This window comes from Streptomyces sp. NPDC021356 (assembly GCF_040641015.1).
In the GTDB taxonomy this organism is placed as follows: domain Bacteria; phylum Actinomycetota; class Actinomycetes; order Streptomycetales; family Streptomycetaceae; genus Streptomyces.
Map to the genome: position 1 here is coordinate 81,471 of NZ_JBFACU010000030.1, position 25,340 is coordinate 106,810.

25 protein-coding genes are annotated in these 25,340 nt (G+C 72.5%); 13 read left to right on the forward strand and 12 right to left on the reverse strand.

The genetic code is table 11. The features are described 5' to 3' along the window. Positions 1 to 85 precede the first annotated feature (85 nt). Together AB0G56_RS31675 and AB0G56_RS31680 are read left to right on the forward strand one after the other, a co-directional pair. On the forward strand, positions 86 to 547 hold the full coding sequence (locus AB0G56_RS31675) for a hypothetical protein (protein ID WP_360976126.1): 462 nt from the start codon (positions 86 to 88) through the stop codon (positions 545 to 547). 134 nt (positions 548 to 681) lie between these two features. After that, positions 682 to 1,188, forward strand: coding sequence for an N-acetyltransferase family protein (locus AB0G56_RS31680; protein WP_360976128.1), 507 nt, complete (start codon positions 682 to 684; stop codon positions 1,186 to 1,188). A gap of 120 nt (positions 1,189 to 1,308) precedes the next feature. Here AB0G56_RS31680 and AB0G56_RS31685 read toward each other — a convergent pair whose 3' ends face one another. After that, the gene (locus AB0G56_RS31685) at positions 1,309 to 1,485 is read right to left on the reverse strand and encodes a hypothetical protein (protein ID WP_360976131.1); all 177 of its coding nucleotides are present in this window, start codon (positions 1,483 to 1,485) and stop codon (positions 1,309 to 1,311) included. 245 nt (positions 1,486 to 1,730) lie between these two features. Then, positions 1,731 to 3,554 carry a phosphoenolpyruvate carboxykinase (GTP) gene (locus AB0G56_RS31690; protein ID WP_360976134.1) on the reverse strand — a complete coding sequence of 608 codons (1,824 nt, stop codon included), beginning with the start codon at positions 3,552 to 3,554 and terminating at the stop codon, positions 1,731 to 1,733. Positions 3,555 to 3,852: 298 nt separating this feature from the next. Here AB0G56_RS31690 and AB0G56_RS31695 point away from each other — a divergent pair, with 298 nt between their 5' ends. The 4 genes from AB0G56_RS31695 to AB0G56_RS31710 are packed head-to-tail and all read left to right on the forward strand — an operon-like array spanning position 3,853 to position 6,430. Next, on the forward strand, positions 3,853 to 4,566 hold the full coding sequence (locus AB0G56_RS31695; RefSeq protein WP_360976137.1) for a hemolysin III family protein: 714 nt from the start codon (positions 3,853 to 3,855) through the stop codon (positions 4,564 to 4,566). A 59-nt stretch (positions 4,567 to 4,625) separates the two neighbouring features. Beyond that, positions 4,626 to 5,273 carry a TetR family transcriptional regulator gene (locus tag AB0G56_RS31700; protein WP_360976140.1) on the forward strand — a complete coding sequence of 216 codons (648 nt, stop codon included), beginning with the start codon at positions 4,626 to 4,628 and terminating at the stop codon, positions 5,271 to 5,273. A gap of 33 nt (positions 5,274 to 5,306) precedes the next feature. Next, positions 5,307 to 6,038 carry a Mut7-C RNAse domain-containing protein gene (locus AB0G56_RS31705; protein ID WP_360976143.1) on the forward strand — a complete coding sequence of 244 codons (732 nt, stop codon included), beginning with the start codon at positions 5,307 to 5,309 and terminating at the stop codon, positions 6,036 to 6,038. Between the two features lie 47 nt (positions 6,039 to 6,085). Next, positions 6,086 to 6,430, forward strand: a complete 345-nt coding sequence (locus AB0G56_RS31710) for a hypothetical protein (protein WP_360976146.1) — start codon at positions 6,086 to 6,088, stop codon at positions 6,428 to 6,430. 10 nt (positions 6,431 to 6,440) lie between these two features. On the opposite strand, the gene AB0G56_RS31715 is transcribed toward AB0G56_RS31710, so the two are convergent. The 3 genes from AB0G56_RS31715 to AB0G56_RS31725 form a co-directional block, all read right to left on the reverse strand. Then, the gene (locus AB0G56_RS31715; protein WP_360976149.1) at positions 6,441 to 8,474 is read right to left on the reverse strand and encodes a thioredoxin domain-containing protein; all 2,034 of its coding nucleotides are present in this window, start codon (positions 8,472 to 8,474) and stop codon (positions 6,441 to 6,443) included. A gap of 87 nt (positions 8,475 to 8,561) precedes the next feature. Continuing rightward, a complete protein-coding gene (locus tag AB0G56_RS31720) occupies positions 8,562 to 8,702 on the reverse strand; it encodes a hypothetical protein (RefSeq protein ID WP_360976152.1) in 141 nt (46 codons plus the stop codon). A 1,030-nt stretch (positions 8,703 to 9,732) separates the two neighbouring features. Continuing rightward, positions 9,733 to 10,071: a recombinase family protein gene (locus tag AB0G56_RS31725; RefSeq protein WP_360976155.1), complete on the reverse strand. Its 339-nt coding sequence runs from the start codon at positions 10,069 to 10,071 to the stop codon at positions 9,733 to 9,735. 122 nt (positions 10,072 to 10,193) lie between these two features. On the opposite strand from AB0G56_RS31725, the gene AB0G56_RS31730 reads away from it, so the two are divergent. Next, entirely contained in the window at positions 10,194 to 13,397 is a 3,204-nt protein-coding gene (locus AB0G56_RS31730; RefSeq protein ID WP_360976158.1) for a tetratricopeptide repeat protein, read from the forward strand. A gap of 122 nt (positions 13,398 to 13,519) precedes the next feature. Here the strand turns inward: AB0G56_RS31730 and AB0G56_RS31735 are convergent, their stop codons facing one another. After that, positions 13,520 to 13,777, reverse strand: a complete 258-nt coding sequence (locus tag AB0G56_RS31735; protein WP_360976161.1) for a hypothetical protein — start codon at positions 13,775 to 13,777, stop codon at positions 13,520 to 13,522. Positions 13,778 to 13,789: 12 nt separating this feature from the next. Further along, entirely contained in the window at positions 13,790 to 14,641 is an 852-nt protein-coding gene (mca, locus tag AB0G56_RS31740; RefSeq protein WP_360976209.1) for a mycothiol conjugate amidase Mca, read from the reverse strand. Between the two features lie 222 nt (positions 14,642 to 14,863). Between mca and AB0G56_RS31745 the strand changes: the two genes are divergently transcribed. Together AB0G56_RS31745 and greA are read left to right on the forward strand one after the other, a co-directional pair. After that, a complete protein-coding gene (locus AB0G56_RS31745) occupies positions 14,864 to 15,262 on the forward strand; it encodes a DUF4307 domain-containing protein (protein WP_360976164.1) in 399 nt (132 codons plus the stop codon). A 249-nt stretch (positions 15,263 to 15,511) separates the two neighbouring features. Continuing rightward, a complete protein-coding gene (gene greA / locus AB0G56_RS31750; protein WP_360976167.1) occupies positions 15,512 to 16,012 on the forward strand; it encodes a transcription elongation factor GreA in 501 nt (166 codons plus the stop codon). A gap of 87 nt (positions 16,013 to 16,099) precedes the next feature. On the opposite strand, the gene AB0G56_RS31755 is transcribed toward greA, so the two are convergent. The 3 genes from AB0G56_RS31755 to ilvA all read right to left on the reverse strand — a co-directional run bounded on the left by AB0G56_RS31755 (position 16,100) and on the right by ilvA (position 19,362). Further along, complete coding sequence (locus tag AB0G56_RS31755; RefSeq protein WP_360976170.1) at positions 16,100 to 16,957, reverse strand: ABC transporter permease; 858 nt, start codon at positions 16,955 to 16,957, stop codon at positions 16,100 to 16,102. Beyond that, positions 16,954 to 17,976: an ATP-binding cassette domain-containing protein gene (locus AB0G56_RS31760; protein ID WP_360976173.1), complete on the reverse strand. Its 1,023-nt coding sequence runs from the start codon at positions 17,974 to 17,976 to the stop codon at positions 16,954 to 16,956. Before AB0G56_RS31760 ends, AB0G56_RS31755 begins: the two co-directional genes overlap by 4 nt. Positions 17,977 to 18,114: 138 nt before the next feature. Next, entirely contained in the window at positions 18,115 to 19,362 is a 1,248-nt protein-coding gene (gene ilvA, locus AB0G56_RS31765) for a threonine ammonia-lyase (protein ID WP_360976176.1), read from the reverse strand. Positions 19,363 to 19,505: 143 nt separating this feature from the next. Here ilvA and AB0G56_RS31770 point away from each other — a divergent pair, with 143 nt between their 5' ends. The 3 genes from AB0G56_RS31770 to AB0G56_RS31780 all read left to right on the forward strand — a co-directional run bounded on the left by AB0G56_RS31770 (position 19,506) and on the right by AB0G56_RS31780 (position 21,085). Then, the gene (locus AB0G56_RS31770; protein ID WP_360976179.1) at positions 19,506 to 20,030 is read left to right on the forward strand and encodes a MarR family transcriptional regulator; all 525 of its coding nucleotides are present in this window, start codon (positions 19,506 to 19,508) and stop codon (positions 20,028 to 20,030) included. Positions 20,031 to 20,277: 247 nt separating this feature from the next. Beyond that, positions 20,278 to 20,781 (forward strand): sigma factor-like helix-turn-helix DNA-binding protein, encoded by a 504-nt coding sequence (locus tag AB0G56_RS31775; protein ID WP_360976182.1) that lies wholly within the window; start codon positions 20,278 to 20,280, stop codon positions 20,779 to 20,781. Between the two features lie 55 nt (positions 20,782 to 20,836). Continuing rightward, entirely contained in the window at positions 20,837 to 21,085 is a 249-nt protein-coding gene (locus AB0G56_RS31780) for a hypothetical protein (RefSeq protein ID WP_360976185.1), read from the forward strand. A 201-nt stretch (positions 21,086 to 21,286) separates the two neighbouring features. On the opposite strand, the gene AB0G56_RS31785 is transcribed toward AB0G56_RS31780, so the two are convergent. Beyond that, complete coding sequence (locus tag AB0G56_RS31785; RefSeq protein ID WP_360976188.1) at positions 21,287 to 22,441, reverse strand: cystathionine gamma-synthase; 1,155 nt, start codon at positions 22,439 to 22,441, stop codon at positions 21,287 to 21,289. A gap of 183 nt (positions 22,442 to 22,624) precedes the next feature. Between AB0G56_RS31785 and AB0G56_RS31790 the strand changes: the two genes are divergently transcribed. Further along, complete coding sequence (locus AB0G56_RS31790; RefSeq protein WP_360976191.1) at positions 22,625 to 23,743, forward strand: hypothetical protein; 1,119 nt, start codon at positions 22,625 to 22,627, stop codon at positions 23,741 to 23,743. A 208-nt stretch (positions 23,744 to 23,951) separates the two neighbouring features. Here the strand turns inward: AB0G56_RS31790 and AB0G56_RS31795 are convergent, their stop codons facing one another. Continuing rightward, complete coding sequence (locus AB0G56_RS31795) at positions 23,952 to 24,992, reverse strand: NAD(P)-dependent alcohol dehydrogenase (protein ID WP_360976194.1); 1,041 nt, start codon at positions 24,990 to 24,992, stop codon at positions 23,952 to 23,954. Between the last annotated feature and the right edge of the window lie 348 nt (positions 24,993 to 25,340).

Below are 25,340 nucleotides of genomic sequence, written 5' to 3' on the forward strand. Positions count from 1 at the left end.
CTTACGGACCGGTTCCGCGAACCGACTCAACTTTAGACGGGTTCTAATGTAGGATGCTTTCTGTCAGAGCACAGGAGGCCGTCCCATGTACGAACCGATCCGCAGCAAGTCGGTCCACACCACGATGGCCGGCGCCACCTCCGACTTCCCCCACCGCTCCCGCGAGGAGGAGCTGGACATCCAGCTCGCGGGCCACCTCGCGGCGCTGCTCGCCGTCACGGACGAGCTGCGCACCCTGGCCCCGGAAGCAGGCCTGGACGCGGCGGCCGAACGGCTCGCCGCCCAGGTGTCCCGGCTGCGGGGCGGGCACGCGCCCGTGCGCACCTCGGTGGCCGCGGTCGCCGAGCCGCTGACCCTGCACCGGCGGGCCCACGCGCTGGCCGGCCGGGCCCTCGTCGTCGCCGCCTCCCGGGCGGACACGGCGGCGGCCATCCTGGCGGCCGAGCGGATGGACGCGCACGCCGCCGCGCAGGCGGCACCCCGGGCGAACCCGCCCGGGCGCGAGGCGCGGGGGAACGCGCAGAAGCTGAGTGGCGCCGCCCAGTAGCCCTCCCGGAGGGCTCCCCGCACGGCCCCGGTCCGCGCGCACCCGCAGCGACGCGCGGACCGGGTGCCCTACACTGCGCGGGCCGCGCCCCCGAGGCCGCCGCGCCGTGTCCGCGCCCAGGTGAGAGAGAAGACGTGCCCGTTCCCGCCGCCACCGTCCGGCCCGTCCGCCGCGCCGATCTCCCCACCGTCGCCGCCGTCTACGGCCACTACGCCCTGCACAGCGTCGCCACCTTCGACGAGACACCCCGCTCACTTGCGGAATGGGAACTCAAGTGCGGCGACCTGGCCGGGCGCGGGCTGCCGTTCCTGGTCGCCGAGGAGGCGGAGCGCGTGGTGGGGTTCGCGTACGCCGGGCCGTACCGCCCCAAGCCCGCCTACCGGTACACGGTGGAGGACACTGTCTACCTCGCCCCGGAGGCCACCGGGCGCGGACTCGGCGCCGCCCTGCTGGGGGAGCTGATCGAGGGCTGCGCCCGGGCCGGGGCGCAGCGCATCATCGCGGTGATCGCCGAGCCGGGCGGCGACGCCTCGGCCGCGCTGCACCGCCGCTTCGGCTTCACCGAGGCGGGGCGGCTGACCGCCGTGGGGTACAAGCACGGCCGCCGGCTCGACACCCTTCTGCTCCAGCGCGCGCTGTGACCGTGCGCCGGCGTGCGCGGTGACTGGGCACCGGCGGCGCGACGACTCCGCACCGGCGGCACGGTGGCTCCGGCCGGACGCGCGGTGGCTCCGGCCGGACGGCCCAATGACGCGTTCGCGTCAACCAAAGATCACGACGAAGAGCACGAACAGCACGAGGATCGCCAGGACCACCATCCAGACCGGCCAGTTGCCGCGCCCCTGCGGCTCCTCGGGGCCGCCGCCGCGCGGGCGGTCCTCGGCAAGGTCCGGGTTCTCGGGACGGTCGTGCTTGTAGAAGTCACCGTCTCCAGCCATGCCCACATCACACTCCTTCACCGGGACGACTCCCGGGTACCCGCAGTGGGCCCGGCCATACGGAGGGCTCCGCCGAACGGGTGAGCGCGCACCGGGTGCGCGCACCGGGAAGGGGCCGCCCCCGCACGCCGTTGTGCGGGGGCGGCCCCTGGGGCCCCTCATCGGGTCCTGCCGCGGCCGACCGGAGCGACGGTGCAGGTCAGGGCAGGTCGCGGTCGGCCGCGGAGTGCTGGGACGCGGGCGGCTCAGCCCAGACGCGCGACGAGCGCGCGGTACTGCTCCCACAGCTCCTCGGGCGTGTGGTCACCGAAGGTGTTCAGGTGGTCGGGGACCAGGGCGGCCTCCTCGCGCCACACCTCCTTGTCGACCGTGAGCAGGAAGCGCAGGTCGGAGGCGGACAGGTCCAGGCCGTCGGTGTCCAGCGCGGCCTCGGTCGGCAGGATGCCGATCGGCGTCTCGACGCCCTCCGCCTTGCCCTCCAGGCGCTCGACGATCCACTTCAGCACGCGGCTGTTCTCGCCGAAGCCCGGCCAGACGAACTTGCCCTGGTCGTCCTTGCGGAACCAGTTCACGTAGTAGATCTTCGGCAGCTTGGACTGGTCCTTGTCCGCGCCGACCTCGATCCAGTGGCCCATGTAGTCGCCCATGTTGTAGCCGCAGAACGGCAGCATGGCGAACGGGTCGCGGCGCAGCTCGCCGACCTTGCCCTCGGCGGCGGCGGTCTTCTCGGAGGCGACGTTCGCGCCGAGGAACACGCCGTGGTTCCAGTCGAAGGACTCCGTCACCAGCGGCACGGCGCTGGCGCGGCGGCCGCCGAAGAGGATCGCCGAGATCGGCACGCCCCTGGGGTCCTCCCACTCCGGCGCGATGATCGGGCACTGGGCGGCGGGGGTGGTGAAGCGCGCGTTGGGGTGGGCGGCCGGGGTGCCCGAGGCGGGCGTCCAGTCGTTGCCCTTCCAGTCGGTCAGGTGGGCCGGGGTCTCCTCCGTCATGCCCTCCCACCACACGTCGTTGTCGTCGGTGAGGGCGACGTTGGTGAAGACGGAGTTGCCCCACAGCGTCTTCATCGCGTTGGCGTTGGTGTGCTCACCGGTGCCGGGCGCGACGCCGAAGAAGCCGGCCTCGGGGTTGATCGCGTACAGGCGGCCGTCCTCGCCGAACCGCATCCACGCGATGTCGTCGCCGATGGTCTCCACGCTCCAGCCGGAGATCGTCGGCTCCAGCATGGCGAGGTTGGTCTTGCCGCAGGCGCTCGGGAACGCGGCGGCGACGTACTTGGCCTCGCCGGTGGGCGGGGTGAGCTTGAGGATCAGCATGTGCTCGGCCAGCCAGCCCTCGTCGCGGGCCATGACGGAGGCGATGCGCAGGGCGTAGCACTTCTTGCCGAGCAGGGCGTTGCCGCCGTAGCCGGAGCCGTAGGACCAGATCTCGCGGTCCTCGGGGAAGTGCGAGATGTACTTGGTGGAGTTGCACGGCCAGGGGACGTCCTCCTGGCCCTGCTCCAGCGGGGCGCCGACGGTGTGGACGGCCTTGACGAAGAAGCCGTCGTCACCGAGTTCGTCGAGGACGGGCTGTCCCATGCGGGTCATGGTGCGCATGGACACGGCGACGTAGGCCGAGTCGGTGATCTCGACGCCGATCGCGGAGAGCGGGGAGCCGAGGGGGCCCATGCAGAACGGGACGACGTACATCGTCCGGCCCTTCATGGAGCCGCGGAAGACGCCGCCCTCGCCCCGGAAGATCTCCCGCATCTCGGCGGGGGCCTTCCAGTGGTTGGTGGGGCCGGCGTCCTCCTCCTTCGCGGAGCAGATGAACGTACGGTCCTCGACGCGGGCCACGTCGGAGGGGTCGGAGGCCGCGTAGTAGGAGTTGGGGCGCTTGATCGGGTCGAGTTTCCGGAAGGTGCCCTTCTCGACGAGCTCCCCGCACAGTCGCTCGTACTCGGCCTCGGATCCGTCGCACCAGACCACCCTGTCCGGCTGCGTGAGGTCCGCGATCTCGTCGACCCACGAGATCAGGTCCTTGTGGTTGGTCGGAAGGGCGGAGGGAGCCGCGATGTCGCGCGCCACGATTGCTCCTAAATGAGGGGTTTTTTGTCTTGTCGCCCCGTGGGGGCTGCGACCCGGATGCTTCGTAGCCGCTCATCCGGTGCCGACCGCACTCATTTGATCATCCGACGCAGGCGCCCATCTGTCCAGAGGGCCGCACAGGTGAGCAGGGTGAGGAATCCCACGGTCACCGCGGTTCTTTGCGTCCGCGTTGTCGACGGCTGAAGGACTTTTTGCGTTCGCCCGGATTTCCGGTGACGGCCCTGCCCGCACGGTGCGCTGATGCCTGACTTACGGGGACGTGGGTACCATGCGGCGCATGACTGCGTCCGCCTCCGACGCGCCCCTGGACACGCCGGCCGGTGGCCGCGGTCCGGCCGCGCTCTCCCTGCCCCATCCGGTCAAGCCGAAACTGCGCGGCTGGCTGCACCTCGGGATGTTCCCCGCCGTGCTGATAGCGGGGCTCGTGCTCACCGCCCTCGCCGACTCGCCCCGGGGCCGCATGGCCTGCGGCATCTACGTCCTCACCGCCTGCCTGCTCTTCGGGGTCAGCGCGCTCTACCACCGCGGCAACTGGGGCCCCCGCCTGAGCGGCCTGCTGCGCCGCCTCGACCACGCGAACATCTTCCTGATCATCGCGGGCACCTACACCCCGCTGACCCTGCTGCTCCTGCCCGGCGCCAAGGGCCAGTGGCTGCTCTGGGGCATCTGGTCGGCCGCCGCGGCAGGCATCGTCTTCCGCGTCTTCTGGGTCGGCGCCCCGCGCTGGCTCTACACCCCGTGCTACATCGCGATGGGCTGGGCGGCCGTCTTCTACCTGCCGGACTTCCTACGCACCGGCGGCATCGTGGTCATGGTCCTGGTCATCGCCGGCGGACTGCTCTACAGCGCGGGCGGCATCGTCTACGGCATCAAACGCCCCAACCCCTCCCCCCGCTGGTTCGGCTTCCACGAGGTCTTCCACTCCTTCACGCTGGCCGCCTTCGCCGTGCACTACGTGTGCATCTCCCTCGTCGCCTACCAGCACGCGTAGCCGCCGGAGCCGCTGCCCCGGGGCGGCCGCGGCCGGCTCCGGTGCCGGACAATGGCCCCATGACGGCCGCACAGTCCCCCTCCCCTTCCGCCGCCCCCGGCTCCCCCGCCGGCCCCCCGCTCGGCCTGCGGGAACGGAAGAAGATCAAGACCCGCGAGACGATCCGCGCGGCCACGTACGCGCTCGTGCGCGAGCAGGGGTACGACGCCACCACGACCGAGCAGATCGCCGAGCGGGCGGAGGTCTCGCCCTCCACCGTCTGCCGGTACTTCCCCACCAAGGAGGACATCGTCCTCACCGACGAGTGGGACCCGCTCCTCGCAAACGCCCTGCGCGCCCGGCCCGCCGGCGAACCGTGGACGCGCTCCGTCCGCGAGGTGCTGCGCCAGGCCGTGGACCGGGGCATGGCCGACGACCCGGAGGCGTCGCGGCTGCGCACCCGGCTGATGGTCGAGGTGCCGGCGGTGCGCGCCCGGATGAGGGAGAGCATGTCGGTCACCGGCCGGCTGCTCCGCGCCGCCGTCGCCGAGCGCACCGGCCGCGACCCGGAGAGCCTCGAAGTGCGGGCCTGGGCCATGTCCCTCCTCGGAGCGCTGATGGAGACCACCCTGTTCTGGGCGGAGAGGGGCCACCGCGACGACCTCGCCGGCCTCGTCGACCGCACCCTCACCGTCCTCGAACACGGCCTGCCCGCCGAGAACACCTGAGGCGCACGCGCCCGGCCGTGCCATCCTGACCGGGTGAACGGTCCCGAGATCCACGTCGAATTCGCGCCCGGCCTGCAGGTCTTCGTCCCGCACACCCGCCGCCGGGGCGCCACCGCCGTCGTCACCGACGGCGTCTCGTCGCTCGGCCACGTCGTGGAGTCCCTCGGCGTCCCGCTGACCGAGGTCGGCACGCTGGTCGTGGACGGCCGCGAGGTGCCCGTGTCGCACGTCCCGCGGGCGGACGAGACCGTACAGGTACGCGCCGTCCAGCGCCCCCAGCAGGTCCCCGGCGCGCCCCTGCGCTTCCTCCTCGATGTGCACCTGGGCACCCTCGCCCGCCGCCTGCGCCTGCTCGGCGTCGACACGGCGTACGAATCGACGGACATCGGCGACCCGGCCCTCGCCGCGCGCTCGGCGGCCGAGAAGCGGGTCCTGCTCAGCCGCGACCGGGGCCTGCTGCGCCGCCGCGAACTGTGGGCCGGCGCGTTCGTCTACAGCACCCGCCCCGACGACCAGCTCCGCGACGTCCTCGGCCGCTTCCACCCCGAGCTGCGGCCCTGGACGCGCTGCACCGCCTGCAACGGCCTGCTGAGGCAGGCCACCAAGGACGAGGTGGCCGACCAGCTGGAGCACGGCACCCAGCGCACGTACGACGTCTTCGCCCGGTGCCGCGCCTGCGGCCGCGCCTACTGGAAGGGCGCCCACCACGACCAGCTGGAGGCGATCGTGGAACAGGCGATGAGTATGCGCGCGCAGGGAAGTTGAGTACGCGGACCGATCAGCGGGGCGGCCCGGCCCGGTTTGCTGGAGCCATGACAGCGACGACGCGGAACGCGGCAGCCAGGGAGCCCGGACACAACAGCACGGTGTGGGCCGCCGTGGGACTGGGCCTGCTCCTGCCCATGGTCATCGGCTGCTGGCTGCTCGCCCTGTCCACCCAGCACGGCACGCAGTGCGTGATGTACGGCGACTACTACCAGGACTGCCACCAGGGTTCGGGAGACGTTCTCTACGGCTTCTTCTTCGCCTCCGTGGCCGCCGGGGTGAGCGCGCTGGTGCTCCCCCGCCGGTGGGCGTCCGCCCGCGCCGGGGCCGCCGCACTCCAGTGGGCCGCCCAGGCACTGCTGGCGTTCCTCATCCTCGCCTTCAACTCCTGACGCGCGCCCCTCACTCGCTCAGCGCGGCGCGCAGCCGGGCCGGGTCGGTGGTCGGGGCGTCGCAGGTGAAGTTGCGGCAGACGTAGGCGGCGGGCTCCCCGTTCACCAGGGGGCGGTCGGCGAGCAGCGGGAACTCGTCGCTGCCCGCGGTGCCGTAGGCGACGACGGCGCCGGGGGCGGGGGCCAGAAGTGCCGTGCGGTGCAGGGCCCGTGCCCGCTCGTCGGCCAGGGCTGGGCCGACGACGGCGACCTCGCGCGGGCCGTCGAACGCGGCCTCGGCGACGGCCAGACCCCAGCCGATGAAGCGCGGCACGCGCGGGCCGAGCGCCCGGACCACGCCCAGCGCCCGTTCCGCCGCGGTGCGGTGGGGCTGGGAGCCGGTATGGGCGGCGTAGGCGAGCAGGGCGCCCGCCGCGGCCGTCCAGCCGGACGGGGCGGCGTTGTCGGTGGGGTCCTGGGGGCGGCGGATCAGCTTCTCGGCGTCGGCGGCGGTGTCGTAGAGGGAGCCGGACTCCGCGTCGGTGAAGCGGGTCAGGACGTGGTCGAGGAGCAGACCCGCGAAGTCGAGCCAGACGCCCTCGCCGGTGACCGCGGCGAGCGCGAGGAAGCCCTCGGCGACGTCCGCGTAGTCCTCCAGCACCCCGGCGTTCGCCCCGGCCCGCCCGTCCCTGCTGGTGCGCCCCAGCGCGGCGTGCTCGTCCATGTGCAGCCGTACGAGCAGGTCGGCGGCGCCGAGCGCGGCCTCCACCAGGTCGGGGCGGTCGAAGTAGGCGCCGGTCTCGGCGAGGGCGGCGATCGCCAGACCGTTCCATGCGGCGACGACCTTGTCGTCCCGGCCGGGGGCGGGCCGGACGGCGCGCGCCTCGAACAGCCGGCGGCGGATCGCGTCGATGCGCGCCGCGTCGTGGACGCCCTCGCGCACCGGCAGCTGGAGGACGGAGGCCCCCTGCTCGAAGGTGCCCTCCTCGGTGACTCCGAAGTACTGGGCGGCGAGTTCGGCGTCCTCGGCGCCGAGCACCTCGCGCAACTGCTCGGGCGTCCAGACGTAGTAGGCGCCCTCCACGTGCCCGCCGGTGCCGTCGTCGCTGTCGGCGTCCAGCGCGGAGGCGAACCCGCCCTGCTCCGTGCGCAGTTCACGGACCATGAAGTCGGCGGTCTCCAGGGCCACGCGGCGGGCCAGCTCCGAGCCGGTGGTGCGCCACAGGTGGGCGTAGACCCGGCAGAGCAGCGCGTTGTCGTACAGCATCTTCTCGAAGTGCGGCACGGCCCAGTCGCGGTCCACGGAGTAGCGGGCGAAGCCCCCGCCGAGCTGGTCGTAGATGCCGCCGCGGGCCATCCGCTCACAGGTGTCCCGGGCCATCTGCAGGGCGCCCTCGGAGCCGGTGCGGGCGTGGTGGCGCAGCAGGAACTCCAGCACCATGGACGGCGGGAACTTGGGCGCCCCGCCGAACCCGCCGCGCTGCGGATCGTACTCACGGGTCAGCGCGAGCAGCGCCTGCCCCAGCTCCTCGCCGCCCGGTGTCCGCGTACCGCCGTAGTCGATCTCCCGCTGGGCCAGGTCCCGGACGATCTTCCCGGCGACGTCGGTGACCTCCTCGCGGCGGGTCTCCCAGGCCTGCTGGACACCCTGGAGCACCTGCCGGAAGGAGGGCATGCCCTGCCGGGGCGCGGGCGGGAAGTAGGTGCCGAAGTAGAACGGTTCGGCCTCGGGTGTCAGGAACACGGTCATCGGCCAGCCGCCCTGCCCGGTGGCCGCCTGCACCGCCTCCATGTAGACGGCGTCGACGTCGGGCCGCTCCTCCCGGTCGACCTTGACGCTGACGAAGTGCTCGTTGAGGTAGTCGGCGACTGCTTCGTCCTCGAAGCTTTCCGCTGCGAGGACATGGCACCAATGGCAGCTCGAATAGCCGACGCTCAGGTGCACGGGCACACCACGCCGCCGCGCCTCCTCGAACGCTTCCGACGACCAGGGCCACCAGTCGACGGGGTTGTCGGCGTGCTGGAGGAGATAGGGGGAGGTTTCCTGAGCCAGGCGATTCGGCATGGTCCCATCCTGCCTGACGGGGGCGACAGATCGCAGAACGACCTGCGCGTCGTCCCCCGGAGACCCCGTCGTCGCCGCCCGGCCCGCTCAGCGCCGGACGGGGGCGAGCCGGGAAAAGTCCCAGGCCTGCTTTCCCTTCACGCCGGGCCGGACGATGCAGTGCACCAGGACTGATCCGGCGATCTGCCGCCTCTCCGTCAGCTCGCCGGACTTCCAGCGTCCACGCATCTCCTGCGTCAAGCTCGGCCCTGCCGGTGATCCGGAGAACAGAAGTCGCTCAAGAGCCTCATCCGCCAGTGGACCACTGATGCTGCACCGCTGACAGGACCGGCACGAGTAGACGTAGGGGCTTTGGCGGCTCCTGCCCTTCTGCGCGGCCCAGGGCGCCGCGGCACAGCGTGCCATCGGTCCGTTGCGCACCGCAGCGCAGGAAGCCGGTGGCCAGGTGCCGTGGAGCGGGGCGCCCCCCGCCTTTGCATCGGGGAGTCCCGCTCCCCCTGTGCGGGTACGAACTGCCGGGGGAGAACGTCGCACACACCGCCTGCCACCGGTGCGGCGCCACGATGGGCTCCCAGCACCCCAGTACGGGTTCTCCCGTCTCCGGCGTCAGCAACAGACGTCTGCTGTTGGACCGGTGTCCGCACACCCTGGGGGCCGTGATGATCTGTGTGACGGTCTGCGCATTGGGCTGCCGCCCCGGGTTCCTGTGACGCCGAGGCCGCACCAGTCGCGGGCGATCGCCCGGACCGCCTTTCCGGCGACGCGCTCGCCGATCGCCTGCTCGACCAACGCCGCCTCCTGAGAGTGCCGGGTGATCCTGTCCTCCTGCCGTCCGAAGGGCCGCGGCCCGCTGTGCGGCACGCCCTCGACGGCACGGGCCCCATGCCAGTTCAGCACCCGCTCGCTCCTGAGCCGCGTCTCCATGACCGCCGCCTCCAGCGACCTCACTGCCTGCAGCAGGCCTTCCTGCGTGTACGGATCCCGGAAACCCGCCGGATCGAGGTACACCCGGCCGGGTCTGCTTGTCAGCGCGGCGAAGAATCGGGCCAGGGCCCTTCTGGTGGATCTCCGCGAGGGAAGAAGCGGCGTTCGGTGCGTGCTCTGGGGGTCCCCCCTGCTCGAAGAGCTTGGGGGAGTGCCGCGTGGGAGCCCTCGCAGCGGAGCTACTTGGGCTTGCGCGCGGTGCGGCGAAAGTGCGTGCCGGGCGTCGCGACGCTGCGGAGATCCACCAGAAGGGCCCTAGGTCCTCGGGACGTCGCTACAGGCGATCGTCGGCAACGCAGACGACTCCGTGTACGTCCCGACCCTCGGCCGTGCGCCCCCGCACCAGATCCTCGAGCAACCGATCGAACGCGGGCCGCACCACGCCTTCCTTGGACGCGGTGCGCCCGTTGTCGACGTAGGTGGCCACCACCCGGCAGCCGTGCTCGTGTGCGGTGCGCTCATCGATCCGCAGCTGAGGGCGGACTCCGTGGCCGTTCCTTTGCCGGAAATCCTCGGATGTCCGGGCGTGGGACGCGACATTGAGGAGTTCGCTTTGCCAGTGCGTATGAACGTCGTTCATGTTCCCCCTTCCGACCACCAGATCGACGTTCACAAAAACGAGCGAGTCTTACGAAAGTCACGACAACGGCGCCAGTGATCGCCACCCCCTCGCGCCGGCGCGCCGCTCGAAGGACACTCGTAGGCGAAGGAGTTGCCGCCGGAGGGGGACGGGACATGCGGGACGCTCATCGGGCGGAGGCCGAACGGCTGCTGGGCCGGGCCGTGGAGGAGGAGGTGCGCCGGTCGGGCGGGCGTGTGGACGGCGGCGTCCTGCTCTCGCGCGCCAAGGCCGCGCTGGACTCCCTCGCCCGGCCCGCGCAGGAGGAGTACGAGGCGTACACCCGGGCGCTGGACGAGGCGGCGGCCGGGCAGCTGACCTTCGCGCAGCGCTACGCGCGCGAAGGGGCCGGAACACCCCTGATGGTCTCGGTCGTTGCCGCGCTCGCCGCCGCCGTGGGCGACCTGGCGCTCGGCACCGGGGCGGGCACCGCCCTCGGCGCGGGTGCCGTCGCCGGCGTGGCGGGCGCCGCCGCCACCGTCGTCAAGGTGAGCGCCACCCATCTGCCCGCCGCCCACCGGCGGGCGGGCGCGGCCGGTCAGCCCGGTGGCCCCGAGCAGCTGCGGCTGCAGTGGCTCACCGCCCTGGAGGTGCGCGGCATCCGGCCGTTCCTGGACCAGCAGCGCGTGCTCACCGCCTCCGCCGCGCCGAAGAAGGCGGCGCCCCGGCTGCGCGGCACGGACAAGAGCGCGGCGGCCCGCCGGCGCAGCGTGCTGGAGCAGTCCTTCGGCCAACTACCGCAGCCGGACGGCATGTTCGCCGGGCGTCGGCAGGAGCTGGCGCGGATTGGGCAGTGGGTGCAGGCGGCCCGCGCCCACACCGAGACCCGGCCGACGGTCGTCGTGCTGCACGGCGCGCCCGGCTCCGGACGCTCCACCCTCGCCGTGCGCGCGGCGCACGAGCTGCGCGACCAGTTCCGCGGCGCGGTCGTCGTCGACCTGCGCGGCGACAGCGCGGACGAACCGCCGCTGTCGACCCGCGACGCGCTGCTGCACCTGCTGAACCGGCTCGGAGCGCCCCGCGAGCAGCTCCTGTTCCGCGACCGTTCCTCCCCCGACCAGCAGGTCAAACGGCTGGGCGAGCTGTACGACCAGCATCTGACGGGCCTGCCGGTGACCATCGTGCTGGACGACGCCCCGGACGCCGGACAGGTGCGGGCCCTGGTGCCCGAGCGCTCCGACGGCCTGGTCCTGGTCACCGCCCGCACCCCGCTGGAACTGCCCGCCGACCTGCCGGCCTGGGTGTACCAGCTGCCGGTCGAGGCCCTGGACGAGGCGGGCGCCGAGGAACTGCTGGGCGCCGCCGCCGAGGACACCTCCGGGCCCTACGACGCGGAGTCGGCCGAGCGGATCCACGCGCTGTGCGGCGGACTGCCGCTGGCGCTGCGGATCGCGGGCTCCGCCCTCGGCCCGCGCTCGCCGCGCCGGCTGGCCACCGACCTCGCGGCGTACGGCCCGGTCGACCCGGTCGAACGGGCCCTGTGGCTGCGCTACACCGACCAGGCGGAACCCGCCCGCCGGCTGCTGCGCCGGCTCGCCCTGGCGGGACGCGCCTCACTGGGCGCCGCGGCGGCGGCAGCTCTGCTGGCCACGGACGAGGCCGAGGCGACCCGGCACCTGACGGCCCTGGCCCGCGCCGGTCTGATCGACCACGTGCGGGGCAGCCGCTACCGGCTGCACGACCTGGTACGGGCCTTCGCCCACGCCCGGCTGCTGGACGAGGAGGACCCCGCCGAGCGCACGGCCGCGCAGGAGCGGCTGATCGGGAACTACGCCGAGCTGGCCGACTCCGTGCTGCGCCTGGTCGACGGCAACAACTCGACCCGCTCGGACCGCTTCAGCCCGCACGGCTTCACCTCCCTCGACGAGGCGCTGCGCTGGCTGGACGACGAGTCCAGCTTCATCACGGCGGCCCTGCGGCACGCCGAGGAAGTGGACCAGGCCGCCGTCCTCAACCTGCTGGGCGCGCTGTGCGACTACTGCCTGCTGCGCGGCGACCTGTACCGGCTGGGCGAGATCAGCGAGCTGACCCAGGCCGTCGACCAGGGGCTGCTCGTCCGCTCGGTGCAGTGGCGCACCGGTATCGCGGCCCGGCAGCTGGGCGAACTGGACCAGGCCCGCGCCACGCTCGCCTCGGTCGTCGACCTGTACCGGGAGGCGCACCACGAGGCGGGTGCGGCCCGCGCGCTGAACTCGCTCGGCATCACGCTGCACCACCAGGGCAACCTGGGCGAGGCCGCGGCCCGGCTGCGCGAGGCCCTGGCGCTGCAGGACGTGCCGCAGCTGGCCACCGACCGGGCGTGGACGATGCACGCGCTGGCGGCGGTGGAGCGCGACCGGGGCAATCTCGCCGAGGCGCTGGACCTGCTGACGCGTTCCCTGGTGCTGCACCGCGAGGGCGGCTCGCTGCACGGCGAGGCGTGGGCCCACTTCCAGCTGGGCCAGCTCGCGCTGCGCCAGGGCGACGTGGAGCGCGCCGAGACGAACCTGCGCGAGGCCCTGGAGCGCTACGGCCGCACCCGCGACGCCCGCGGCGAGGCCTGGGCGCTGACCCAGCTGGCCCGCGCCCGGCTGCTGGCCGGGGAGAGGGCCGAGGCGGTGGAGGCGCTGCGCGGGGCGGCCGCCCGGCACCGCGACAACGAGGACGCCCGCGGCGAGGCATGGACGCTGTACTACCTGGGGCAGGCGCTGGAGGAGACCGGCGGCCTGGACCATGCGGTGCGCGAGCTGGAACGGGCCCGCACGATGTTCTCCCGGATGCGCGACGTCTACGGCCTGGCCTGCGCCCGCCACCACTCGGCCCGGGTGACCCGCGACCAGCGGGCGGCGCAGACCGGCTCGCTGCGCAACTCGGGTTTCGCCCGCCAGCTCCTGGTCGACGCCCGCGCCGACTTCCAGCGCATCGGCGTGGCGCACGGCGAGGCCTGGACCTGCCTGGAGCTGGCTGTGGTCGACGCGGGCAACGCCCGCACGCCGCAGGCCCTCGCCCTGTGCGACGAGGCGCTGGCCCTGTTCGCCTCCTACGGTGACCGGCGCGGCGAGGACTGGGCGCGCTTCCTGCGCTGCACGCTGCTGCCGTACGCGGCGCCCGGCGGCGTGGAGGTCGGCACGGCGGTCGCCCAGGAGGACCTGGCCGCCCTGGCCCGAGCCGGGCACCCGCTGCGGGACCGGAAGCTGGAGGGCTACGTCGAGGCGTACCGGCTCGTCCTGGAACGCGGTGTGAGCCTGGAGGCGGGCTGGCAGGCGTGGCGCCTGGGCATGGTCCCGGACCGGCACGCCCGCGAGGTGATGGGGGTGGAGGCGGCCCCGGCGCGGGGGTGAGGGGGAAGCGCGCGGCGGGTGCGCGGGCATGCCTCAGGGTGATCGCGCCCACCGGGAGCGGTGGCGCGATCACCCTGGGACGGACGCGCGGCCGTGACGCCGACGCGCAGGTCCCTGGCCGGCTAGCCCTTGGAGGGGTGGGCCCGGCCCGGGCCGCCTGCGCCCTTGCCGGGCTGGTTGCCGTCGGCGTCCGCGGACTCCTTGAAGTCCACCTTGCCCATGTGGCGGTTCATGGACTTCATCAGGAACCACACCGCCAGGGCCATCACCGCGAAGACGATGAAACCGAGGACGCCGGGGGTGACCTTGTTCTTGTCGAACTCGGCCAGGGTGACCAGATGCGTCGTTGCCAGGCTCGCGCTTGCGCTCATGTCAGGCATTCTCCCTCAGGGCTACCGGACGCCCGCAAAGAGGTCGTCCTCGGGCAGCGAGGTGTCCACGAGCGACTTCGCCAGCTCGTACTCCTCGGTCGGCCAGACCTCCTTCTGGATGTCCATCGGCACCCGGAACCAGCCGCCGTCGGGGTCGATCTGCGTGGCGTGGGCGATCAGCGCCTTGTCGCGGGTCTCGAAGAAGTCCGCGCAGGGAACGTGCGTGGTCAGCGTGCGGTCCTTGTGACCGGACTTCTCCCAGCGCTCCAGCCACTCGCCGTAGGGGGACTCCAGGCCCCGGTCGAGCAGGGCCTTGTGCAGTGCCTCGGTGCGCGCGCGGTTGAAGCCCTGGTTGTAGTACAGCTTCACCGGCCGGTACGCCGGGCCGTACTCCTCCTCCGGGTACTTCTCGGTGTCCGTCGCGCCCTCGAACGCCACCATCGAGATCTTGTGGGTCATGATGTGGTCGGGGTGCGGGTAGCCGCCGTTCTCGTCGTAGGTGGTGATCACCTGCGGGCGGAAGGAACGGATCTGGCGCACCAGCTCGCCGGCCGCCTTGTCGACGTCCTCCAGGGCGAAACAGCCCTCGGGCAGCGGCGGCAGCGGGTCGCCCTCGGGCAGGCCGGAGTCGACGAAGCCGAGCCACTCCTGCTTGACGCCGAGGATCTCGCGGGCCTCGTCCATCTCCTTCTTGCGCACTTCGTGGATGTGCTCCTCGATGTACGTGTCGCCCTGGAGCTTGGGGTTGAGGATGGAGCCGCGCTCTCCGCCCGTGCAGGTCACCACCAGCACGTCCACCCCCTCGGACACGTACTTCGCCATGGTGGCCGCGCCCTTGCTCGACTCGTCGTCGGGGTGCGCGTGCACGGCCATCAGTCGCAGCTGGTCAGTCAAGGCTCAATCCTCAAGGTCAAGTCGGTGCCCTGTGTCGCCGGGCGTTCCATGGCCGCCGCCACGGTGCCTCGTCGTTCCGGGGTGGCGGCCGAGCCGCGGTCCCGGGCTTCTATAGTGACCGAATCGGGGGGCGAATAATTCCGGAGCCCGCTCCGGGCCCCTCACGGGACGTCCGTCCCGCCCCCTGCCGAGAGGACGATCATGAGTACGGCGAGCACCCGGCTGCCCGAGGGCCGCTACGGCCGCTCCCCGGACGAACGCGCCGACCACAAACTCAAGATCGCCGGTGCCGTCCTGGGCGCCCTCCTCCTCGTCCTGATCGGTTACTTCGCCTACCACTACGTCGGGCAGAACAAGATCAGCGCGCAGGTCGTCTCGTTCGAGGCGTCGGACGACGCGGTGCAGATCCATCTGGAGGTGCACAAGGACGCCGACGCGCGCGGCTACTGCACGCTGCGCTCCCAGGCGGCCGACGGCACCGAGGTGGGCCGGGCCGACTTCCGCTTCGACCAGCACGCCAAGCAGGTCGACAAGGTCCTCACCCTGCGCACGACGGCCCGGGGGACGACCGGCGAGCTGCTGGGCTGCCACGCCGGCTGACGCCGGGCGCGGCGTCCGGTGCGCCGGTCGGCTGGGCGTCTGAAGCGCCGGTCGGCGGGGCCACGCCCGGCAACGCCACCGCGCCAGGTGGAATACGCAGGCGCTGACCTGCGTTGACGCACATTAGATGGCTTATGTCCTCCCCCTTTCGCCGCTGAATTGTTAGGCTCGTGGTTTCGCCCATCCATGAGGGACCATTCTTCTGGGTAGGGCGATGCTTTGTATTCCCAGTACCGACGAGGAGCACCTGTGACCCAGACCAGCGAGAACGTCACCTGGCTGACCCAGGAGGCGTACAACAAGCTCAAGGACGAGCTTGAGTACCTTACTGGTCCTGCGCGCACCGAGATCGCCGCCAAGATCGCGGCCGCGCGTGAGGAGGGCGACCTGCGCGAGAACGGTGGGTACCACGCGGCCAAGGAGGAGCAGGGCAAGCAGGAGCTCCGTGTGCGCCAGCTGACCCAGCTCCTTGAGAACGCCCAGGTCGGCGAGGCTCCGGCCTCCGCGGACGGCGCGGTCGCGCCGGGCATGGTCGTCACGATCGCCTTCGACGGGGACGAGGACGACACGCTGACCTTCCTGCTGGCCTCCCGCGAATACGCGAGCGCCGACATCGAGACCTACTCTCCCCAGTCGCCCCTCGGCTCCGGCGTGATCGGCCACAAGGTCGGCGAGGACGCGGAGTACGAGCTGCCGAACGGCAAGAAGGCTTCGGTGACGATCCTCAAGGCCGACCCGTACAACGCCTGAACCCCGCCCTGCCTGACGGGCAGGGCCTGAGCCCCCGCCGCCCCTCACCGGGCGCCGGGGGCTCCGTCACGTTCCGGGGCGCCGGATTCAGACCGTGGCCGAGCGGTACTTGCGCACCGCCCAGGTCCGGAAGACGAGGATGATCAGGGCCGAGTAGATCAACGAGGCCCACACCGGGTGCTCCATGGGCCAGGCCGTCGAGTGCGACTGCCCCGGGTTGCCGAAGAGCACGCGGCACGCCTGGACGGTCGCACTGAACGGGTTCCACTCGGCTATGTGCCGCAGCCACGGCGTCATCCGGCCGGAATCCACGAACGCGTTCGAGATGAACGTCACCGGGAAGAGCCACACCAGTCCACCGGAGGTGGCCGCCTCGGGCGTGCGCACCGACAGGCCGATCAGGGCGCCGATCCAGGTGAAGGCGTACCCGAGCAGGAGCAGCAGACCGAAGGCGGCGAGCACCCGGCCGGCGTTCGTGCCGTGCTCCGAGCCGACGCGCCAGCCGACCAGCAGGGCGACGACGGCGAGGACGAGCAGGGTGAGCGCCGTCTGCACCAGGTCGGCCAGGGTGCGCCCGGTCAGGACCGCACCCCGCGCCATGGGCAGCGAGCGGAAGCGGTCGATGAGGCCCTTGTGCATGTCGTCGGCGATGCCCGCGCCGGAACTGGCGGTGGCGAACGTGACGGTCTGCGCGAAGATGCCGGCCATCAGGAAGTTCTTGTAGGTGCCGGGGTCGGTGGTCCCGCCTATCGTCATGGAACCGCCGAACACGTAGGTGAACAGCACCACGAACATGATCGGCTGGATGAGCCCGAAGATCACCACCTCGGGAATCCTGGACATCCGGATCAGGTTCCGCTGGGCGACCACGAGGGAGTCGCGGACGGACCGGGTCAGGGCGTTGCCCGGCGCGAGGGTCCGCGCCGTGTCGGTGACGGCACTCACTTGACGGTCTCCTTCTTGCGCCCGTTGTCCTTCGCCGCGGCGCCGCTCGCCCCGGCCTCGCCGGTCGCGCCGTCCTTCTCCTTCGCGGCGTGGCCTGTCAGGGAGAGGAAGACGTCGTCCAGGGTGGGGCGGCGCAGACCGACGTCGTCGATCTCGATCCCGCGGGAGTCCAGTTCGCGGATGACCTCGGCCAGCAGCTTGGCGCCGCCCGAGACGGGCACGGTGAGTTTGCGGGTGTGTTTCTCGACGGTGGTCTCGCCCTTGCCGAAGCCGCCCAGCACCTCGGCGGCGGTGGTGATGTGCTCGCGCTCGCGCACCACGACCTCGACGCGCTCGCCGCCGGTGCGGGCCTTGAGCTGGTCGGAGGTGCCGCGGGCGATGACCCGGCCGTGGTCGACCACGGCTATCTCGTGCGCGAGGTGGTCGGCCTCCTCCAGGTACTGCGTGGTCAGCAGCAGGGTCGTACCGCCGGAGACCAGTTCTTTGATGACCTCCCACAACTGCTGGCGGTTGCGGGGGTCGAGGCCGGTGGTCGGCTCGTCCATGAACATCACCGGCGGGGCGACCACGAGCGCCGCCGCGAGGTCGAGCCTGCGGCGCATGCCGCCGGAGTAGGTCTTCGCGGGCCGGTCGGCCGCCTCGGCGAGGCGGAACTGCTCCAGCAGCTCCTGGGCGCGGGCCTTCGCGGCCCTGGCCCGCATCTGGTAGAGCCGGCCGACCATCTGGAGGTTCTCGCGGCCGGTCAGGTACTCGTCGACCGCGGCGAACTGGCCGGACAGGCCGATCGAGCGGCGTACCTCGTCGGGCTGCCGGAGCACGTCGATGCCCGCGACGACGGCTTTGCCGCTGTCGGGCCGCAGCAGCGTGGTCAGACAGCGGACGGTGGTGGTCTTACCCGCGCCGTTCGGTCCGAGCAGTCCGAGCACGGTGCCCTCGGGGACGTCGAGGTCGACGCCGTCCAGAGCCCTTACGTCACCGAAGGTCTTCACGAGGCCTTCGGCGTAGATGGCGCCTGGCATGTGAGTCTCCACGTCATCAGTGGTGGTCAGGAGTGGTCCGAGCCGTTCACACCATAACGCGATGTATCGCGTTCCTCAATGCATTTCACCGAACGAGTGACGGAGAGGAATCGGAGCCGCGCGTTCCGCCGGGACGGCTCAGGCGATGACCGTGTAACCGGCCTCGCGCAGGGCCTGGCCGACCTCGGCGCAGTGCGCCGGCCCCTTCGTCTCCAGGTGGAGCTCGACCTCCGCCTCCGTGAGCCCGAGCCGCGGGTCGGTCCGTACGTGACTCACATCGAGAACATTGGCATCCACCACTGACAACACCCCGAGCAGCGTGGCCAGAGCCCCGGGACGGTCCGTCAGGCGCAGCCGGACGGCCAGGTAGCGGCCCTGGGCCGCCATGCCGTGCCGCAGGACGCGCTGGAGCAGCACCGGATCGACGTTGCCACCGGAGAGCACCGCCACGACCGGCCCCGCCAAGGCCTCCTCGGCCCCCTCGGCCCCCTCCGCGCCGAGCAGCGCCGCCACCGGGCTCGCGCCGGCCGGCTCCACCACCAGCTTGGCCCGCTCCAGGCACAGCAGCAGCGCGGCCGAGAGCTGGTCCTCGCCGACCGTGCGCACTTCGTCCACCAGTTCGGAGACGATCCCGAACGGCACGTCACCCGGCCGCCCGACCCTGATCCCGTCGGCCATCGTCGTCGGGTTCCCGATCGCCACCGGCCGCCCCGCGGCCAGCGAGGGCGGGTACGCGGCCGAGCCCGCCGCCTGCACCCCGATGATCCGCACGTCCGGCCGCAGCGCCTTCACCGCCACCGCGATCCCGGCCGCGAGCCCGCCGCCGCCGATGCCGACGACGATCGTGCGCACCTGCGGGCACTGCTCCAGGATCTCGAGCCCCACCGTGCCCTGCCCCGCGATCACGTCCGGGTGATCGAAGGGGTGGATGAAGACCGCGCCGGTCTCGGCCGCGTACTCCTGCGCGGCGGCCAGCGTCTCGTCGACCACCTGGCCGTGCAGGCGCACCTCCGCGCCGTACCCCTCGGTCGCACTGATCTTCGGCAGCGGGGCGCCCTTCGGCATGAACACGGTGGCGTGCACCCCGAGCAGCGCCGAGGCGAGGGCGACGCCCTGCGCGTGGTTGCCCGCGCTCGCGGCCACCACCCCCGCGGCGCGCTCCTCCGGGAGCAGGCCGGCGATCCGGACGTAGGCGCCGCGCAGCTTGAACGAACCCGTGCGCTGGAGGTTCTCGCACTTGAGGAAGACCGGCGCGCCCGCCAGCTCGGACAGGTGCCTGCTGCTCTCCATCGCGGTCACCCGCGCCACGCCGGAGAGCATCTTCTGGGCACCCCGCACGTCGTCCAGCGTGACGGGCGGGAAGGACTCAGCCGTGCCGTAGCTCATGATTCGAGTCTCGCAGTTCACGGCCGCGGCACGCCGGTGTGACCAACCTGCGAGACCGGTTTGCGCAGCGCCGGTACGCCCCGGCGCCCGGCCGCGTACCCTGTCCCCCAACCCAGCAGCCCGTCAGAAGTGAGCCTCCGGCCATGCCCACAACACCCGAAATGTCGATGGACATGACGACCGTCGGTGACACCGGTCTCCTCGAAACCCTCCAGCATGAGGTGGCGCTGTTCGCCCGCCGTGCGGAACAGACCCGGCTCGGCGGGGTGGGGCAGGTGCGCAACTCCATGGACCGGGCTGCCTACCTGCTGCTCAACCGCCTCGACAAGGAAGGCCCGATGGGCGTCAAGGCGCTCGCAGGCAGCATGGGCATCGACTCCTCCACCGTCACCCGGCAGGTGGCGCCGCTCGTCGACACCGGGCTCGTCAAGCGCACCTCGCACCCCGAGGACGGGCGGGCCGTGGTGCTGCAGCTCTCCCCGCGCGGGCTGACGCGGCTGGAGGAGGTGCGTACGTCCAGGCGCCGGCTGATGGCCGAGCTGACCGAGGACTGGACGCCCGAGGAGCGTGCGACGTTCTGCTCCTTGCTGACCCGCTTCAACAGCGCCCTCTCCGGCCGCCAGTCGCCGCAGGGCGGCACGGCCCGGGAGGCAGGGCCGGCGTCCTGACCCCCGGGCGCACGGACGGCACGGCGTGCCACCTGGCGTGCCGACCGCCGCGCCCGGCGCGGGCCGTGGCCGAGGCCCCTCCCGTCCCCCCGGACCGGCCCGATGCCACATGCCGCCTGCGCGGCTCTTGACCGGCGGGCCGCCCCTGGCCTGATATGAGACCCGGGGGCCGGTCGCACCGGTTTCGCGTCCCGTCGCACGGGCACCGGGCCCCGTCTTCCGACGATCGCCCTTGGCAGGAGGCGCGGTGCGAGAACGGCAGGCGTCGCACGGCGCGCGCCGGGTCCGGGAGTTCGAGGCGTTCGTCGCGGGCGCGGCGGGGCGGCTGCTGCATGCCGCCACTCTGCTCACCGCGGAGGCCCCGGACGACAACCCGCGCGCGCGGCGGCTGCTGACGCTGGCCCTCGCGCACACGTACGCGCGCTGGGACCGGTTGCGCGGCGAGGACCCCTACGAACGCGCCCGCCAGACGCTGGCCGTCCGGTTCGCCCGCGAGGCGTGGCACCAGCACGGCGTACGGGGCCGCGCCCGCCCCGCGCCGCCCGGCGCCCTGGCCGCCCTGACGCCGCAGGAGCGGCTGGTCATCGTCCTCAGGCTGTACGAGGGCGTCGCCGAGGAGCAGGCGGCCGCTCTGCTGGGCCTGCCCATCGAACGGGTCCGGGTCATCTGCGACCGGTCGATCGCCGCGCTCACCCACGCACCCGCGCGCGGCGCCCCTGCCGGAGACGGCCCGAAGGTGGCTCCTTCGTAGTCGGCGCGGGGCCGGTCGGCATCACGGGCACGACGGAGACCCAACGGGGGCTGAAGTGAACAGAGTGGAGCGTGAGTCGGCGGTACGGCGGATCCTGGAGCAGACGCCGCCCCAGGTGCCCACCGAGCTGTATGACGATGCCGTACGCCGCGGGGGCCGTATGCTGCGCCGCCGCACGCTCGCCCGCCGCGCGCTGTGGCTGCTGCTGTGTGCCGCGGCCGTGGCCTTCGTGGTGTGGGCGCTGACGGTACGCCCGTGGGCGGTGCCGCCGTCGCAGACGACCCCGCCCGTGACGGGCTGGTGAGGCCGGCCCCGGCTGCCCGGTCCGGCTGCCCGGCCTGACTAGTGCTGCGGCCGGAAGGGTTCACCGGCTCGCGACGCCCGGCACGGCGCCTCGCCGCGTTGTCGCACCACCCGAGTACGTCCAGTACGCGGGTAATGCTCCGCCTTGCGATGCACCGCACCGGACGCCGCGAGCTTCCGGCAAACCCTTCCGGCCACAGCACTAGCCGAGGGCCTGCTGCAGGTCTTCCAGCAGGTCGTCGACGTTCTCGATGCCGACGGAGAGACGGACCAGGTCCGCGGGGACCTCCAGGGCGGAGCCCGCCGCGGAGGCGTGGGTCATGCGTCCCGGATGCTCGATCAGGGACTCGACGCCACCCAGCGACTCACCGAGGGTGAACACCTTGGCCCGGTTGCAGACCTGCACAGCGGCCTCCTCGCCGCCCTCGACCCGGAAGGAGACCATGCCGCCGAACGCCTTCATCTGCTTCCCGGCGACCTCGTGGCCGGGGTGGTCGGGCAGTCCCGGGTACAGGACGCGTGTCACGCGCGCGTGCCGGGACAGCATGTCGGCGACCTTCGTGGCGTTCTCGCTGTGCCGGTCCATGCGCACCGCGAGCGTCTTGGTGCCGCGCAGCACCAGCCAGGAGTCGAAGGGGCCGGCGACCGCGCCCATGGCGTTCTGGTGGTACGCCAGCTCGTCACCGAGCCCGGCGTCGCTCACGATCAGCGCACCGCCGACGACGTCCGAGTGGCCGCCCATGTACTTGGTCAGGGAGTGCACGACGACGTCGGCGCCGAGCGCGAGCGGCTGCTGCAGGTACGGCGTGGCGAAGGTGTTGTCCACGACGAGCCTGGCCCCGGCGTCCCGGGCGACCTGGGCGACGGCGGCGATGTCGGTGATGCCGAGCAGCGGGTTGGAGGGGGTCTCCACCCACACCACCTTCGTCCTTTCCGTGAGGGCGGCCCGTACGGCGGCCGGGTCGCTGGTGTCGGCGACCGACCACTCCACGCCCCAGCGGGAGACGACCTTGGCGAACAGGCGGAACGTGCCGCCGTAGGCGTCATCGGGGATCACGACGTGGTCGCCGGGGACGAGCAGCGTGCGCAGCAGGCAGTCCTCGGCCGCCAGTCCGGACGCGAACGCGAGCCCCCGCCGGCCGCCCTCCAGGGCGGCGAGGTTCTCCTCCAGGGCGGTCCTGGTCGGGTTGGCGCTGCGGCTGTACTCGTAACCGCCGCGCAGACCGCCGACGCCGTCCTGCTTGTAGGTCGAGACCTGGTAGATCGGCGGGACGACCGCGCCGGTGAGGGGATCGGCGGTGTTGCCCGCGTGGATCGCGAGGGTCTCGAAGTGCTGACTGATGTGCTCGTCGCTCATGGGCCCGAGCGTAGTGCTCCCACGGCGTCGGCGCGGGAGGCAGGGCGCGCCGCCGCCGCGGGCCGGGCCACCGGGCCCGGCACCAGGCTCGCCACCGGGCACGCCACCGGTCCGGTCGTCGGTTTTCCACAGGCTCGGGCCGCAGGTTGGCCAATTGTCGGCGCGGTCTGGTTCGCTTGAGGCATGGAGATTCTCTGGGCCCTGACGGCGCTGGTGCTGCTGAGCTTCGTGCTGCTCCCGTTCCTGCGGCGCAGGCGGGGCGTCATCGAGCAGGTGCCGCCGGGGCACCCGGACGCCGCGGACCCGGCGAACTACGGATTCGTGCGGCAGGAGGAGCTGGACGTCCGCATGCCCGGCCCCGACCAGGACCTGCTGGACGTGCTGGACCTCGTGCAGCGCACCCAGGACTACCGGGCGGCCTCCCAACTGCTGGCGGGCACCGAGGCGGAGGGCGAGCTGCGCTGGCAGCGCGTGCAGGCCTTCGCCGGCGCCGCCGCACTGGAGCTCCAGCAGCGTCCGGGCGGTGTCAGCCAGACGCCGGGCGGGCAGTGGCTGCGGGTGTGGCGGGCCGAGGCTCCCAAGGACGCGGGCGGCGCGGCGGTGCACGCCGAGTTCCTGGTCCAGCAGGCGTGGCGGACGTCGACGCCGGGGACGGACGAGTTCCGGATCATCATGGAGGAGGCCAGGGTGTCGTGCGGCGAGGCCGCGCTGCTGGCACCGGGCGACCCGGTCCCGTACATCGTCGAGCTGGCGATCGCGCGCGGACTGTCCTACGCACAGCCGGAGTTCGAGCAGCTGTGGCTGAAGATCCTCGACCGTGCCCCGGCCCACATGGGCGCGCACCTGGCCGCCCTGCACTACTGGTGCGAGAAGTGGCACGGCTCGCGCCGGCTGGCGATGGAGTTCGCCCAGGCCGCGGCCGCCCGCGCCCCGCAGGGCTCACTGCTCGCCGCCATGCCGCTGTTCGCGGTCTTCGAGCACCTTCCCGAGGTGAACCTCGTCCGCGGCTTCTACCAGAGCGAGGTCGTCACCAAGGCCATCCACGGCGCCCTGCACGCGATCCACGCCGCCCGCCCCGGTGACCCGATGGCCGCGCACGTCCGCCACCTGCTGGTGTTCTTCCTGGTCCGCTCCGAACGCTGGGCGGAGGCCATGGACCAGCTCATACACGTCGACGGCCATGTGGGCGCCCTCCCCTGGACCCTGTCCGAGGATCCGGCGGCGGAGTTCGCCGTCTACCGGGCCCTGGCGGTGGCGGGCTACGAGGCCAACGGCGGCAGCCCGGCCACACTGCCCCACTGACCTGGCATCTGACAGGTGAACCGGCGCCCCGCCGCGGCCCGCCCCGCGGTCACCGCCGTCAACAGATCCACGGCTCCCCCGGCCCCCGTCCCGGCCGCCCACCAGTCCCGGTGGGTACGACCGTGCCCCGGCTGCCCGCACCGTCCGGGAGGACGTTGGCGAGCGGCGGGGGCGGGGCCATAAGGGCGCGGGCGGGGGCCCGGCCGGGTCAGATCGTCGCCGTGTCGATCACGAAGCGGTAGCGCACGTCGCTGGCCTGGACCCGCTCGTAGGCCTCGTTGATCCGGTCCGCGTCGATCAGCTCGATCTCGGCGCCCAGGCCGTGAGCGGCGCAGAAGTCCAGCATCTCCTGGGTCTCGGCGATGCCGCCGATGTTGGAGCTGGTGAGGTTGCGCCGGTTGCCGAAGAGCGCGGAGAGCGGGATCTCGACCGGCTCCTCGGGCAGGCCGACGTTCACCATCGCGCCGTTCGTGCGCAGCAGGGACAGGAACGCGGGGAAGTCGAGCGGGGCCGAGACCGTGTTCAGGATCAGGTCGAAGGTGCCCGCGAGCTTCTCGAACGTCGCCGGGTCACTGGTGGCGTAGTAGTGGTCGGCGCCCAGGCGCAGGCCGTCGTCCTGCTTGCGCAGGGACTGGGAGAGGACGGTGACCTCCGCGCCGAGCGCGTGGGCGATCTTGACGCCCATGTGCCCGAGGCCGCCGAAGCCCACCACGGCGACCTTCTTGCCGGGGCCGGTGTTCCAGTGCTTCAGCGGGGAGTACGTGGTGATGCCGGCGCACAGCAGCGGTGCGGCCACGTCCAGGGCCAGGCCGTCGGGGATGCGGACGACGTAGTTCTCGTCGACCACGATCTTCTGGGAGTAGCCGCCGTGGGTCGGCTCCCCGTCCCGGCCGACGGCGTTGTACGTCCAGGTGGGGCGGCGGGTGCAGTACTGCTCCAGGCCCGCCGCGCAGTTCTCGCACTCACGGCAGGAGTCGACCATGCAGCCGACGCCCACGCGGTCGCCGACGGCGTACCGGGTGACGCCGGGGCCGACCTGGGAGACGATGCCCGCGATCTCGTGGCCGGGGACCATCGGGAAGATGGCCTGGCCCCAGCCCTCGCGGGCCTGGTGGATGTCCGAGTGGCAGATGCCGGCGAACTTGATGTCGATCAGCACATCGAACTCGCCGACTGCGCGGCGCTCGATGGTGGTGCGCTCCAGCGGCGCCTTCGCTGCGGGGGCGGCGTATGCGGCGACAGTGGTCATGCCGAGGGGTCTCCTAGCGGTTGCCGTGCCCGGCTGCCTTCCGGCCGGGCACGTTTTCCAGCGTGCTGCATCGCGTCCCGTTCGCCCAGGTCACGGCTCTGCCTACGACCACCGTGCCTACTACTGGCGGGGGCAGGATGCGGTGCGTAGGACCAGGGATACTGGACGTATGGACGAAAAGCCCGAAACGGTCGCGGCGGGAGACGGAGCGGAGGCCGGCGCCCGGGCCGGCGGCGCGGAAGCCGGTCCCGGTGCGGAGGCCGGCGCCCGGGCCGGCGGCGCGGAAGCCGGTCCCGGTGCGGAGGCCGGCGCCCGGGCCGGCGGCGCGGAAGCCGGTCCCGGTGCGGA

What these genes read in the sequence shown, in the direction of transcription:
- AB0G56_RS31710 (WP_360976146.1), top strand. Translation starts at nt 6,086, where the DNA reads ATGACAGCGACGACGCGGAACGCGGCAGCCAGGGAGCCCGGACACAAC.
- mca (WP_360976209.1), bottom strand. Translation starts at nt 14,641, where the DNA reads ATGGCCGTGCACGCGCACCCCGACGACGAGTCGAGCAAGGGCGCGGCC.
- AB0G56_RS31795 (WP_360976194.1), bottom strand. Translation starts at nt 24,992, where the DNA reads ATGACCACTGTCGCCGCATACGCCGCCCCCGCAGCGAAGGCGCCGCTG.
- ilvA (WP_360976176.1), bottom strand. Translation starts at nt 19,362, where the DNA reads ATGAGCTACGGCACGGCTGAGTCCTTCCCGCCCGTCACGCTGGACGAC.
- AB0G56_RS31735 (WP_360976161.1), bottom strand. Translation starts at nt 13,777, where the DNA reads ATGCCTGACATGAGCGCAAGCGCGAGCCTGGCAACGACGCATCTGGTC.
- AB0G56_RS31745 (WP_360976164.1), top strand. Translation starts at nt 14,864, where the DNA reads ATGAGTACGGCGAGCACCCGGCTGCCCGAGGGCCGCTACGGCCGCTCC.
- AB0G56_RS31675 (WP_360976126.1), top strand. Translation starts at nt 86, where the DNA reads ATGTACGAACCGATCCGCAGCAAGTCGGTCCACACCACGATGGCCGGC.
- AB0G56_RS31730 (WP_360976158.1), top strand. Translation starts at nt 10,194, where the DNA reads ATGCGGGACGCTCATCGGGCGGAGGCCGAACGGCTGCTGGGCCGGGCC.
- AB0G56_RS31700 (WP_360976140.1), top strand. Translation starts at nt 4,626, where the DNA reads ATGACGGCCGCACAGTCCCCCTCCCCTTCCGCCGCCCCCGGCTCCCCC.
- AB0G56_RS31785 (WP_360976188.1), bottom strand. Translation starts at nt 22,441, where the DNA reads ATGAGCGACGAGCACATCAGTCAGCACTTCGAGACCCTCGCGATCCAC.
- AB0G56_RS31790 (WP_360976191.1), top strand. Translation starts at nt 22,625, where the DNA reads ATGGAGATTCTCTGGGCCCTGACGGCGCTGGTGCTGCTGAGCTTCGTG.
- AB0G56_RS31715 (WP_360976149.1), bottom strand. Translation starts at nt 8,474, where the DNA reads ATGCCGAATCGCCTGGCTCAGGAAACCTCCCCCTATCTCCTCCAGCAC.
- AB0G56_RS31760 (WP_360976173.1), bottom strand. Translation starts at nt 17,976, where the DNA reads ATGCCAGGCGCCATCTACGCCGAAGGCCTCGTGAAGACCTTCGGTGAC.
- AB0G56_RS31720 (WP_360976152.1), bottom strand. Translation starts at nt 8,702, where the DNA reads ATGCGTGGACGCTGGAAGTCCGGCGAGCTGACGGAGAGGCGGCAGATC.
- AB0G56_RS31695 (WP_360976137.1), top strand. Translation starts at nt 3,853, where the DNA reads ATGACTGCGTCCGCCTCCGACGCGCCCCTGGACACGCCGGCCGGTGGC.
- AB0G56_RS31685 (WP_360976131.1), bottom strand. Translation starts at nt 1,485, where the DNA reads ATGGCTGGAGACGGTGACTTCTACAAGCACGACCGTCCCGAGAACCCG.
- AB0G56_RS31770 (WP_360976179.1), top strand. Translation starts at nt 19,506, where the DNA reads ATGCCCACAACACCCGAAATGTCGATGGACATGACGACCGTCGGTGAC.